Here is a 13,809-nt window from a genome sequence, read left to right as displayed (position 1 = left end):
ACCAGCGGCCTGCATTGAAATTCGACTCATCATTCGTTCGCCGTGCAGGTTTCGCCTGGCTTCACATCTACAAAAATCTTAACACTCTGTTGCTCTAAGGCCGTCATTTGCGAGCAAGGCACCTGAACCGCGCCCGTTAAATCAACCTGTGACAGAGAACTGAATGGTTCCTCTTTCTTCAGATCAATCAACGGGCTGATATCTTTGCCCTTGAAGCCCTGTAAAGAAATCTTCACCACTTTCGGTAACGCTCTGAAGACAGAGAGATCGGTGACATTGGTATGATTCATGTGCACAATTCTTAATGCCTCCAGCCCGGTCAGAGTCGGTAACACTGAGACATTTGTGTCTGATAAATCGACCCATTGCAGCTTCGTCAATCCCGACAGGATCGAAATATCTGTCAGTGGATTCCCCGAAATATCCAGTGACTTCAATCCGGCTTGATGTGCCAGTCCTATCGGCTCAAGCTGAGTCAATCCTGAATCAGCGAGTCCCAAGGAAATCAGGTTGGGCTTTTCCTGGATGAAGCTGAAGTCGGTGACCTGGGTTTTACCCATTGCAATTTTCTGCAACGCATTCATTTGCAGAAAAATATGGCCATCACTCAGGCCGGTATCATACAAGTTAATGCCAATCAGCTGAGTCAACTGAGGCAGTGCACTAAAATCGGTCAGCCATGGACTATGTGTTAAAGCCAGCTCCGTCAGGTTGGCCAGATCTTTCAGTACCGTCAAATCGGTGAGTACTGTTTGCTGAAGCGCAAGACTTTTCAGTGTGTCCAATGGCACCAAGGGTGACACATCGGTGATCTGGTTGTGCGCCAGCACCCCGATGTGTCCCAGGTTGACAAATTGTGCCAAGCCATCGAACTGACTGATCCCCGCGTAATCAGGACCACATTCAAGCCGGTATAAATCCCCGGTATCCTGAACTTTCGGAGAGCGTTCCTCGACACAGCGACGCAGTTGTGAATCGGTAATTTTATCGAACTCAACAGCAGGATAAGGCTGAGCCTGTAGCGTGATTCTCGCTGAACTGTGCAGGTCGTTTCGACTTACCGTGACCGCCAATGTGATACTTTGAGGTAAATTATCCGCAATGTCCGGCAGACGAAATGATACTTGAGGACTCAACCGATTATATAGCCTCACATATGGGCCATCGACCTGAGACCAAGAGTAGCTCACACCCGCCGTGTCTTTTACATTGACGATCGCCGAGGCCATTTGCCGCTCAAGGTCATCCTTTCCCGTCACCGAAACAATTTCAGGCGGAATTCTTCCACTGAGTTGTTCATCCAAACTTGTATCTTCGGGCGTAACGCCAAGTACATTCAGCGATGATCGGATAAAATCGATCAGCCCTTGGTGCAGTGCTTTCAGCAAATCAGCATCGTTAAACCTTCCGTTGTCCGATAAGTCTCTGGACGCCTGTTCCAGCCAGTCGGTTAAGCTCTGCGAATGAGTGTTGATCGCAACCATCATGGCTGCAATCGCCAACGCATGCTCAGTGGTATCACCTCTCCGCAAGATGCCAGACGCGTCCAGTAAATTCGTTGGGGCGTAAACAACAAGATTGCCACGCAGACCAAACACATGCGCAATATCCTGATTCGCCTGCATGACGTTATCTTTTGTCAGCATGGTACCGAGCATTTTTGCCCGGCGAACGGCTAATTCAGTCAACGGCGTGATATTCAGTTTCGTATTTTTAGCCGCCGTATAGGTCGCGGCCTGTAAGGGCTGCACTAAGGTGACCGTCTGACCCGTTGCTTCACTCACATAAGTGCCGCCCGTCACTTCGGCGATCACAACGCCTTCATAAAAATCATGATTCTTGATGCGATAGCTACCGTCAGATGCCGTGATCGCTTCTCCGATCACCGTCCCATCAAGCTGTTGAACTTTCACGGTTGCACCCGCTAACGGGCCTTTAAAAGCCACGCCTGAAATCACCGGGGCCGGAATCAAATCAAAAATATAATACTGCTCAGCTGCCAAACCTTCCGCATCTGTGGCCGTTAATTTGAACATGAGAACTGTCGTTGTCACAGGTGCAGGTGTTTTAAACGATATCGCTGCTGTTTCTGCCCCTTGAATTTGTACCTCAGGTCCTTTTATCTGCTGCCACTGATAACGCAATGATCCTTTATTATCGGTAATTTCAGGCGCGATTTGGTGTTCCTGACCTTCTCTCAGACTTGACCGTGCCAGTCGTTCTATGACTGGGGGTGTATTTCGGTAAAACACCTTATCTTTCGATGTTTTTCCACGGTCCAGTCCAACCCGGTTCAATGGAGAATCGAGGAAATCATTAATGCCGACATTCAGACGATTCAGCAATTGGGGGTCATCCAGTTTGCCATTGTCTGCAAAGTCCAGACGAAAATTGTTGACCAGTTTCCCAAGGCCGATACCTTCAGCCTGTGCGATCTTCGTCATTCCGGCAATCACCAGACCATAATCCACATTGGCACCGGATTTTCCCAGATGTGTGGCATCCAGCAAATCAACTGGCGCCTCACCGACAATATCAAGATCCAGTGCCATTGATTCAGCGATATGGCGGTTTGCCCATACAACCTTCTCAGCCGACATCCCCAGGCTGACCTCACGTGCAGCCAACTCAGTCAACAACGTCACATTCATGACCGCTTCAGGTTCTGACAGCACTGTCACTGCGTTCAATATTTCAGTGAGTGGCGTGAACTCACCCGTTGCTTCGTCAATGTAATTGCCCCCGGCAGCGGCAATCCGGATCACCCCCTGATAAGACGAATCCAGAGACAGCTGATAGAAACCTTTCTCGTCAGTCACGGTTTGCCCCAGATAATTTCCAGCCCCATCAAAAGCTTGCACCGTCGCATATGCGACTGGCCCTTTAAAAATCTGCCCCTGAATCTGAGTCGATGCGGTGACTGCAGGCTGCTTCTTCGATTGCCCGTCACCGCCATTACAGGCAGTCAGAGCAATCACAGACATCAATATCAATGCTTGTCTGATTTTTAAAAATGAGATCATCACTATCTTCCATGAGCTGACATCAAAAAATAGAAACGCACAGTCACAGAAGATGGCTCAAGCAAATTTATACTGTCTTTCCGCAGGCTATGCGCGCAAGCACATAAGATAATGAAATACCAAAAATATACAACCAGACTCATAAGTGATTCAGCAATACAGCAGAATATTTGAAAAATTTCGCCTTTCGTTTGATGATCTGCCGCTTAGATAAAGATTGATCACATGGTGTCCATGAAGAATCGCGCTGTGTATGGATTTCCGTGACTGAAGAAAGGAGGCTGCGGGCCTTTCCAAATCGCAACAGCCCCGGAAGCTGTCGTTATCAAAGAGCACGAGATGCTGAAAGGTCACTAAGAGACTGGGATCAAACAGGAAGAACCAAAAGCAACCATCGCGGCGCTGTAAGCGTTTCAGTTGGCATCAGACATAAAAAAGAGGCCGGATGGCCTCTTTTTTATTGTTATGTCGCTGAAAACATGACAACACCTAATCAGCAGTACAGGTGACGCCAGGCTCAGGAACAACTGCAGTGCTAACGCCCAGATTTCTCAGCGTAGATATTTGTGAACAAGGCACATGAACTGCTCCCGTGAGATCAACCCTTCTCAAATACCTGGGGGGTTGTGCTTTCTTCAGGTCAATCAGCGGACTGAGGTCGTTGCCCTTAAACCCTTGTAAATAAATCTCACGGACACTTTTAAATTCCCTGAACACCGACAGATCGGTCACCTCAGTATCAGAAACATCAACTCTCATTAAACGCGTCAAAGTGGCCAAAGGCGACAAGTCAGAAACTTTCGCTCCTGACAAATTCAACCGTCTCAATTTCGTTAACGCTGCCAGTTGCGTGATATCAGTTAACGGGTTGCCCGAAAGATCCAGTTCATACAAATTGGGTTGATGTTCCAGCTCAAGCGGGTCGAGATGCGTAAGTTCCAAGTCAGAGACCCCGAGTGAACTCATTCGGCTATTATCCTTTAAGAAACTAAAATCATGAACCTGCGTTTTCCCGATGTTGATCGCCTTCAGTGTCGGTAACTGCTGGAAGATCTGACCATCACTCAAACCTGTCCCATAAAAATTCCCGTCCTGCAATCCAGTCAATTGAGGTAGTGCGCTAAAGTCAGTCAATAGCGAACTATCCGTGAGGCTTAAGTACTTCAACTTTTTGAGCACTGTCAATGCCGTCAGATCCGTCATCACCGTTTGCTCAACTGCAAGGCTGCTCAGGTTTGGCAGGTCTGCCAAAGGTGTGAGATCCCTGATCTGGTTTTTCGCCAGCACCTCAAAGTTTGTCAGATAGACAAATTGCTCCATGCCGTCCAACTGACTGATCCCCACGTAATCAAGGCCACATTGAAGGCTCCTTAAGCCCCCGATATCATGAATTTTCGGAGAGTGAGATTCAATGCATTGACGCAGTTGCGGATCGATAATTTTATCCAGAACAATGTCTGGGTAAGGCTGTACTTGAATCGAGAATGTGGCGGAAGCGGTCAGTTCATCCCAGTCTCTGACCGTGAGTTTAAAGGTCAGAGTTTCTGCTTGCTCTCCATTCAGTTCGGGCAATCTTATTTTTAGAGGACTTTCAAATTGATTCTCTATGAAATCGGCTGCCGGCCCACTTTGCTGCTCTAAAGAATAAAAACGGATGCCACCAATCCCCGTATCTTGAGCCTGTACAAACACATTGATTTGCGCCCTTTCATGACCATCACTCGGAGAAATTGACACTATTGTAGGTGGTGTACTTCGATAGAAACTCCGATATACGATGCTGTCATGCTCTGTAATTTTGGCTTTATTCTGAGGTGATTTAATAAAGCTGTAGACCCCTCTATACAAAGCATTCAGTGTCTCAATATCATCAATTTTTCCGTTATCAGATAAATCTTCAGACACACGATCCAGCCATTCAGCTAAGCTTTGTGAATCTTCATGCATTGCAACCATAGCGGCAGCCAGAGATAGCGCATAATCAGACTCAGTGCTGAAACTGTTAATCTTGCTCGACGGATCCATGAGATTCAGGGGTTCATTGTTGACAAGACCAAATACGCCAAATGCCCGGGACACATCACTTGCAGCTTGTTCAACCTTGCTAACGTCCAGGGTTTCCCCTAAATGTTTTGCCCGGCGAAAAGCGAGCTCAGTAAAAGGGGTGATATTCAACGACGTATTTGTGGCTTTCATGTTTGTGACCGCACGCAGGGTCTGTTCTAACGATACAGTCTGTCCCGTCGCTTCGCTGACATAAGTGCCACCCGTCACTTCTGCAATGACTAAACCTTGATAAGCATGGGTGTTCTTGATTTGATACCGGCCATCCGATGCTGTCGTGGTTTCCCCAATCAATGTACCGTCTACCTGAGTAATTTTAACGATTGCCCCCTGAATAGGTCCTTTGAAAGCAACCCCGGAGATCACAGGAGTCGGCATAACATTGACAACATACTTTTGACTGACACTCAAACCACCAGAGTCTGTGACCGTGAGCTGAAACTCAAACGTCTCTTTTTCCTCAGTTACAGGTGCACGGAACGTAATTGCCGCTGTATTTGTCCCCTCAAACTGAATTTCTGGCCCAAAAGTCTGCTGCCATCGGTAAGTCAATCCCCCCCTGTCATCACTCACCTTTGGTGCAAATCTGAATTCAAAACCTTCAAATACATTTTGCCACGCTAATCGTTCTAAGACCGGTGGGTTATTCCGGTAATACCGCTTCCGATCAACAATAACCTTGTTCTGCACTGAATCCAGAAAGGCGTTAATTCCTGTATTTAATCGTGTTAATTGCTGCTCATCCTCTACCTGACCATTGCCATTCAGCCTGAAGGCATTTACCAATTTGCCAAAGTCGATCCCTTGCGTCTCTGCCATTTGGGTCATTCCGGCAATCACTAACGCGTAATCCACATTAGCACCGGATTTTCCTCGATGTGCCGTATCCAGCAAATCAACCGGAGTCTCACTAACAATATCAAGATCCAAGGCCATTAAGTCCGCGATATGGCGGTTTGCCCATACAACCTTTCCTGGTGAATGATCAGTATTCGTGGCACGCACAGCCAGCTCTGTCAGCGGTGTCACATTCATGACCGTTTCATTTTCTGATAGCACGCTAAGTGCACTCAAACTTTCTGTCAGTGGGGTCAACACGCCAGTTGCTTCGTCAACATAATTGCCCCCTTTGGCGTCAATCCGGACCACTCCCCGATAAGACGAATCCAGAGACAGCTGATAGAAACCTTTCTCGTCAGTCACGGTTTCCCCCAGGTAATTTCCAATTTCATCGTAAGCACTCACCGTTGCATACGAAACGGGTCCTTTAAAAATCTGACCATTAACTTGAGTTGATGCAGTGACTGAAGGTTGCTTCTTCGATTGCCCATCACCGCCATTACAGGCAGTCAGAGCAATCACAGACATAAATATCAATGCTTGTCTGATTTTTGAAAATGAGATCATCATGATTTTCCATTGGCTGAGATGATTGGATACAAAGTCTGCGCCTGAACAGCAAAACAAAGCACAATAAAACACCGTGCATAATACAATGAGTATGGGCGAGTATACAAGTCATCACATATGCCATTTTCCCCCTTCAATCCTTTTTCACATCAGATTCATCAACTGAAGGTGATTTATACAGTCATTTCACTGTTGCCCCTTCCGTCTGTAAGCGAGGCTTTTCAGGAGGATTGTTTGAAGGCCCCACACATCCGCCCTTTTTATCTGACAAAGTTATGATTTATCGATCACTCGAAACTCATTCATCAGACTCAATAAAAAACCTTTCATCATCAGACAGTATTAAAAACATGTCTGACAGTAAAAACTTGCAAACATCAAATTGATCTACTTCTCTTTACAATCAAATATCCTCAACTCAAACTGACCATGGTATTTCATACCGAGTGAATGATCGTGGACGCATTCATTCTTTTTAAACTCACGAGGAAAAATAAATATGAACAAAGAGCTGAGCACAAAAAATAATATCGCGATTCTTGGTGGTGGTACATCCGGGCTGGCTGCCGCATATTACTTACTCAATCATTTAAAGAACAAATCCGAACACTATGACATTCACCTTTTTGAAAAAAATAATCACCTTGGGGGGAATGTACATACGGTAATCGTCAAACTGGGTGAAAGCTTTTCCAGTAAATCAGAAAAAGATGACCTGTACGAATATAAAAATCTGGTTCGCTGGGCAGATATGGGGGTGAATGATATCAATCTCAGCGAATATACCACCTTAAAAGACGTGATGCTGAATACCGGATATCTGAATACTGAAACCATCAATGGCCCATTTAACGGCACCACCGCCAATGAATCCAACATGAAACCGATCGAAGATGGTGCCTGTTTCTTCTCCTTCAACAATCAATGGCTGTATACCGATGACGATAACCTGCCCCTGTCGCGTCCGCTGGACAGACGATTCAGTCTGGAAAAGTTAAATCCGTCAGGTCAGTTAGAGTCGACCAAAATCGGCTGCATTTTCAATACGATTGTTGACTATGGCTCTCACTTAACCGAAACACAGCTTGAAGACGCCTGGAACCTGTCGTTATCTGCTTTTTTCGAACAGCTCATTCTGGCCGCTGCGAAACAGCCGCATCTGTTCTCTGAGCAATCAACACAGTTAGCTCCAAACGATTTAGTCCTCAACTTATTGAAAAAGCTGGAGGACAAGTCGGAGTTAAGTGGCGAAACGCTGGCCACGGCCATCACGGAGGTCCGGGATAATCTATTCCTGCCACGTGTTGCCGCGATGTTCTTCACCTCAGATATTGGTCCGGCTCAACTCCCTGTCGCTGCACCATTTGGCTATTTCAAATATCAGGAAGGGGGCGGCAAAGCTGGCAAACCTGACCGCCGTTATTTTTACGGTGGTGCCCGAACCTGGATTGAGCATTTAGAAACCTATCTGCGTACCCAGTACGAGCAAGCAGACAATCTGTCACTGCATATTCATCTCGATGTTGAAGCCAATCTGGAAGCCATTGAAGGCGGCTTCCTGCTCAAGGGGACAACAAACCCTGAGATTCCCTCATTTTATCAAGGGGTCATCAGTACGATTCTGGCCAGCCAGGTCCGCCAGAATCTGCAATTTAGCGCCCAGTATGCTGAACAAGGGAATCAACTGGCACCCATTGTCGGGCGTATCAAATACACTCAGAGTATTGGGATCGTTCATACCGATGCCAGTGTCATGGCATCTGATACAAACAGCTGGCGTACGTTCAATGTGTCCATTCGTCATGGCGAAACCATGCTGCCATACAGCATTACCTTCCAGGAAAACCGCCACCAGAACGACTGGCAAAACAGTCATATCAAACACGCGCCGGAACTGAGCTATTTTATTACCCTGAATCCGACCCAGCCAATTGACGATAAGTTTGTGCTGCGCACCGTCGATACCTCAACACTGAATGTCCGTTCAGAACAGGATCTCGAATTTATCTGCGGCACCTCGTTTGAACACCTGCCTCAGGCCACCCAACGCCACTTTAAAAGAGAGACGAGCAAAAACCTGCTTGGCCGAGATGATCAAAAAGCCATTTACTATTTCAACCACAATGTATACGACAAAGATGCCCACCTCAGCCAGAAAGAGATCTCGGCATATCACACTAACCTGCCGGAGAATGTTCTAAAAGGTTATGTACCAATTACCTTTGCCGGCTCCTGGTGTGCGGAAGTCGGGTTACAGGAAACGTGCTGGAGACAAGCGAAAGTTGCCGCAGAAACGCTGATTCAGTCGCTCTCTGCACGAAAATAAATAACTTTTTTCATATTAACCAAGCCGCACCTCACTGGTGCGGCTTTTTATTTATCTCAATTAATTCTCATCGGCTCACTTCAGGTTCAGATGCCTCTAATTCACATGTCATAAGACAGATTCAATGGTCATCTCCCGCCTTATTTTTCTCTGTTATTTCATCTTAAAAACCGAAAAACAAGAGCAACTGATACGGAAGTGGAATGATAAATAAAACCAACATTGATTATAGTAACCCCAGTGAATCAAGGGTTCACAAATCAATATGAGATCTTGATTGAATGATTATATTCCGTCATAAAAATATAGTCGAACATGATAAATCTCGAAATTGCAGTTGAATGAGTGAAGCTTTCCTTTCACTTGTCATTCTGCACAAAACAACGTCATCAGCAAACATTAAGGAAAATAAGATGAGCACAAAAATTTTAAAACTGAAATTCGAAGGTCAGGACTTTGGCTATGTTCGACTCAATAAAAGCGGGACATTTTACGGCGATGGTTCTGAATCTCAAGCCGTTGAATTTCAGCAAGTAAAATACAAAAACACCAACGACACTTTTTATTATAAAGTCGCTGGTACGAAAGACAGCTATATGGACTTTTCTTTAACCTCCTCGATAGTCAAAGTCACCAAGCCATTTTTCAGTGTCGAGAAATCTTCTATCTGTGCATGGAAACTCGTTGACGGAGAACTTCATGCTGTTTTATCTGGAAAAGATACAACAAAAGCGATTAGCCGAAGCAAGCATGATCCTGAAAGTAAAGTGCTGTACGCAAATACTTTCATCGATGGTAACCACTGTGAAGTGTCAATCCAGAACGCGACTGACAAATCATCAAACGCAGTGAAAGATGAACTCAAACACGCACTCGTTTAAGTAAAACCGATTGAATCGGGACTGATTGGCAACCCCGATTCTATTCCCCAAATCGATTGTTAAAACTGAAAATCACATGAAATAACCCCAACCCCAACAAACTCAATTGATCGAGGTTCATAAAATGGCTACAACAACGTTAGAAAAAACAGCAAATCATGATAATTCAGTAACGTACGCACCACTCATGGATGAAACATATACGTCCAGTAAATCAACAATTCATTGTATTGAAGATCTGGACCAAGTATTCAGAACATCCGGTGCATCGGCAAAAACCTGGCTGGTTTTCACGAATAAAATCACTTGGCCAGGGCCAGAATATCACCTGGTCGGTGGGCCACAGGAAATTCCGGCACGAGTCGGCATTCGTGGTATCGATATTGAGAAGATCGCAATTGATATTTCACAGGCTTTTCAACTGGCTTCAGACTTGCTTCACCGTACGAATTGCGGCGACGCTTTTGTGGGGGCAATTGACCTGTACTGGCCGTTAGTCGCGCCCGGATTATGTCCTGAGCCGAATTACTATTTCACCACAAACTGCAATAGTATCATCACTGTCGGTGCATTCACGGGGAATACCCACTTTAGTTAAACATCGTTTTCACAGTGTCGGGTAGCTGAATTCAAAGCATCATTGAGCTACCCTCTTCTTGAAACTATGTCAGTGACTCAGTAAGTTATTCAGCTCCGTAAGCGGAATAATTGCGCCCGGCAAAGCAACCGTCTCTGCATATTGATTAAACTTCAACAAGTTTGCGACAGATGCTTCATTCCGTATCAATGCCAACATCAAATCCGCCTGCTCCACATAAAAATCACACCAAGGATTTGGCTCCGCTGTCGCAAATGCGGCCAATCCCTTTCTGTATCGCCGTAAAAGAGACGGTTTCTTCAGCCGCCATGCTGCCTGAATTCCCTGCTGATAAAACCTGAGGTAGTTATGACCGACACAAGCAGATTCCAGCCAGGCTTCTCCTTGTGCTAAAGCGGCCATTGCAACCGCTTCAGACTGACTCACAAACGCCTTGGTTGCACATAACCAAGGGCCAATAAAACGAGATAGCTGATGCTCATTGACCAGCGCTAACCCTTGATCGATCGCATGCTCCGCAGCGGCCACCTCGCCTTTTTGCCAGTAAAGGCGAGCTTTAGATTCCAGCAGAAAAGCAATAAACCGACTCGCTTTCAGTTGTTCTGCAATGCGCAAAGCCGTTTCAATTTCATTTTCAGCCTGAACCAGTGCCTGACGGTCAAGAAAAATCCAGCCGGAAGTCAGTCTGGAGACGATCTCCGCTCGCCGGTTTGCTGTCAGATAAGCCAGTGTCGAGGCTTGCTGGGCATGCTGTAGTGCCTGCCCTGACCGAAGCTGATAGATCATCACGGTCGCCAGCATATAACGGTTTACCGCCTCAATGCTGAGTAATTCTTCTTGTTCGCAAATGGAAAGGCATTCCTGAAGATACTGATAGGCAGTGGTCATTTTTCCCTGTGCATAGGCACAATCTCCCAGCCCACCAAATGACTTTGCAATGGCAACTCGACTACCGGCTTGTTGGCTGTAAGCCAACGCTTGCTGATGTTCCACTTCACAGGCTGCCACATCGCCACTGGGAAATAGCATATTCCCACGCATTGAGTGCACCTCGGAAAGCAAGACATACTGCTGAGTCTGTTCTGCGAATGCCTGAGCAAGATCCAGAATCGTTAGCGCTTTTTCCGTTTCATCCGTTAATCGATAGGGTCTGACCAAATCCAGATAATACTGGCTTTTTTCCTGATCGCGACAAAGGCAAGTCACAGCCTGCTCAAGCGCATGAATACTTTCTTCCAGCCGCCCCATGGCATACAGGCAATTGCCTTTGAAATTCAGTGTAAATGCCTGATCTGTCTCAGGGGCAATATCGAGAGCTTCTTCAATCAGATTCAATGCCTTTTCAAACTGAAAGTTGTCCAGATACGATCGAGCTGCATCCACCAGAATACCGAAGGCATTTTCATCTCTCGCCCGCTTGGCATGCAATGCATGCTGCTGTTTATCCCGGCTTTCATACCAAGCTGCACAGCGTTGATTCACTTCAATCAACTCCGGCTCAGTGAGCTGATGATGAATCGCATGACAAATCAGATCATGATGAAACATCAATTGATGATTCACAGGCTTAACCAACCCCAATTCCAGCAGTTTATCCGGCTCATAGTCAGGCACCCCAATCACAAACCTCAGTTGTTCCAGATCAAAACACTGACCAAAAACAGAGGCAGATTTCACAGCACTCAAATCCGTTTCATCGAGCTGGTTTAACTGCACCATCACCAGATGTTCTAACGACTCCGGAATTTCATGATCCAGCCGGGAACACAATAAAGTTTGCCTTAAAAACAGCGGATGCCCCTGCGCCAGTTCAACACAATGCTGAATCATTTCGTCCTGTTCTGGCGCCATGTACTGTGCTAACTGATAAGACTCTTCCTCAGAGAGCGACGACAGTTCAATGACCTCAACCTCATCGAGCCACGCCTGCTTGACCGCCAGCTGATTTTGTTGCCTGAATGTCAGCAATAACAAGAAGTTTGATTCACGGGCATGCTTAGACAGCACTTGAATCACTCCCATAAAAACCTGATCAGCCCAATGAATATCTTCCACAGCAATAATACGGAAAGGCATGTCGCATCGAACCTGAATCAAATCGGTCAGACTCTGTTCGACAGCCTGCTGCAGTGCCTGAAATTCCATCAGGTCTAATAATTTCTTTTCAGAATCCCGCAGGGTGACGCCCATGAGCCAGTACAGAAATAAGTGATGTGACGATGGAATCGCAGACACTGAGATTCTCCCCCGAATCACATCATCTGCATCCTCTTTATCACATTCAAACAGTGCCCGTACCAGTAGGGTTAACGGAGAACGTGTATCAACAATGCCGTAATTCAGCAGTTGAACCTGCGTCACCCGACAGCCCAAACATTCAGCATACTCCAGCGTTTTCAGCAATAAGCGTGTTTTCCCAATCCCTGCCATTCCTGAAAGACAATACCCCATGCCAGTTTGCGTTTCGGTAAACAACCTGACACCGTTTTGCAGCCTCTCCAGCTCATGAGTACGACCAACAAAATAGTCCGTATTCACCTGACACATCGACACAACCCGCCAATGCGCAAAACGAACGTCTTCTGGAGCAAACTCCCCCTTGGGTCGGGCACAGTTTGAAGAGACAAAACACGGACAAGCGACAATATCTCCCCATGAAATACGACTGAGGATCGCCATCATTCGATCACTCACCATAAAATCTGTAGCGTCAGCCCCTGTCATCCATTTCGATTCGCCGTCTTGCCCGACGCTCGCAGCCTCAACAAAAAGTCGGATCTCAGACTTGAAAGTAAACTGCAACATGGCACACAGGCGACGAATTCGCTCGAAGACATACTCGTCACTTTCATGAACACACCAGCCGAGCGCAATAACATTGTCCTGATGACAACAATGAGTATGAGTACCATCCATCAGTGCTTCGACCTGCGCCTTTTGTGTCAGCGCTTTCATCTCCAGCACAACGGTCAGCAACTGTCTGTCATAGAAAGGCAGTTTCGAGAGTGTTCCGGTCGCTACAGGCGTCGCGTCCGCTAACAACTGCCCAACAGGTACAGCATAGAAATCGGCCAGGCTCATTGCCGTGCGATAAAGTACATTCATGCCTGACTCTGCGCGCTTAATCGAAGATACAGAGACGTAAAGCCCTTTCTCCAGGCACTGCTCTGCAACTTTTTCCTGACTTAATCCACAACGTTTTCTCAGTGTTTTTAAGAAAGAAACATTTAAAGGAATACGCCCATCCTTGGGTCCCATTGCTCACTCCGTCAGTCAGATCATTCGGTTTTGTCAAAATATACCATGCTCAAGACAAAATACGCATCAACAGGCATATCACGAACGGAATAACTGCGTCGTGTCATAACACACGAGGAAAAACAACACATCCTGAATCAACAACGATGATCCACCGCACAAAATAGCGATGACAAAACCTGAAATTCAAAAAGCTAAGATGGGCTGCTAAACACGGGGAATTGCGGGGGGGGGGGGGGAAAAAAAGTT

6 protein-coding genes are annotated in these 13,809 nt (G+C 46.4%); 3 read left to right on the top strand and 3 right to left on the bottom strand.

The features are described 5' to 3' along the window. Positions 1-29: 29 nt before the first annotated feature. Positions 30-2,984 (bottom strand): leucine-rich repeat domain-containing protein, encoded by a 2,955-nt coding sequence (locus tag EA58_RS15960; RefSeq protein ID WP_161781067.1) that lies wholly within the window; start codon positions 2,982-2,984, stop codon positions 30-32. 528 nt (positions 2,985-3,512) lie between these two features. Further along, complete coding sequence (locus EA58_RS15955) at positions 3,513-6,455, bottom strand: leucine-rich repeat domain-containing protein (protein WP_161781066.1); 2,943 nt, start codon at positions 6,453-6,455, stop codon at positions 3,513-3,515. A 541-nt stretch (positions 6,456-6,996) separates the two neighbouring features. Here EA58_RS15955 and EA58_RS15950 point away from each other — a divergent pair. The 3 genes from EA58_RS15950 (at position 6,997) to EA58_RS15940 (ending at position 10,302) form a co-directional block, all read left to right on the top strand. After that, positions 6,997-8,823 carry an NAD(P)-binding protein gene (locus EA58_RS15950; protein ID WP_036755041.1) on the top strand — a complete coding sequence of 609 codons (1,827 nt, stop codon included), beginning with the start codon at positions 6,997-6,999 and terminating at the stop codon, positions 8,821-8,823. Between the two features lie 413 nt (positions 8,824-9,236). Then, positions 9,237-9,704: a hypothetical protein gene (locus EA58_RS15945; protein WP_036755038.1), complete on the top strand. Its 468-nt coding sequence runs from the start codon at positions 9,237-9,239 to the stop codon at positions 9,702-9,704. Positions 9,705-9,828: 124 nt separating this feature from the next. Further along, a complete protein-coding gene (locus tag EA58_RS15940; protein ID WP_152548081.1) occupies positions 9,829-10,302 on the top strand; it encodes a hypothetical protein in 474 nt (157 codons plus the stop codon). Positions 10,303-10,371: 69 nt separating this feature from the next. On the opposite strand, the gene EA58_RS15935 is transcribed toward EA58_RS15940, so the two are convergent. Next, a complete protein-coding gene (locus EA58_RS15935) occupies positions 10,372-13,560 on the bottom strand; it encodes an AAA family ATPase (protein ID WP_036755031.1) in 3,189 nt (1,062 codons plus the stop codon). Positions 13,561-13,809: the final 249 nt, after the last annotated feature.

The organism is Photobacterium galatheae (assembly GCF_000695255.1).
Taxonomy (GTDB): domain Bacteria; phylum Pseudomonadota; class Gammaproteobacteria; order Enterobacterales; family Vibrionaceae; genus Photobacterium; species Photobacterium galatheae.
Note: the sequence above shows the minus strand (reverse complement) of the source record. Positions and strands in the feature narration are given on the sequence as shown.

What these genes read in the sequence shown, in the direction of transcription:
- EA58_RS15960 (WP_161781067.1), bottom strand. Translation starts at nt 2,984, where the DNA reads ATGTCTGTGATTGCTCTGACTGCCTGTAATGGCGGTGACGGGCAATCG.
- EA58_RS15950 (WP_036755041.1), top strand. Translation starts at nt 6,997, where the DNA reads ATGAACAAAGAGCTGAGCACAAAAAATAATATCGCGATTCTTGGTGGT.
- EA58_RS15940 (WP_152548081.1), top strand. Translation starts at nt 9,829, where the DNA reads ATGGCTACAACAACGTTAGAAAAAACAGCAAATCATGATAATTCAGTA.
- EA58_RS15955 (WP_161781066.1), bottom strand. Translation starts at nt 6,455, where the DNA reads ATGTCTGTGATTGCTCTGACTGCCTGTAATGGCGGTGATGGGCAATCG.
- EA58_RS15945 (WP_036755038.1), top strand. Translation starts at nt 9,237, where the DNA reads ATGAGCACAAAAATTTTAAAACTGAAATTCGAAGGTCAGGACTTTGGC.
- EA58_RS15935 (WP_036755031.1), bottom strand. Translation starts at nt 13,560, where the DNA reads ATGGGACCCAAGGATGGGCGTATTCCTTTAAATGTTTCTTTCTTAAAA.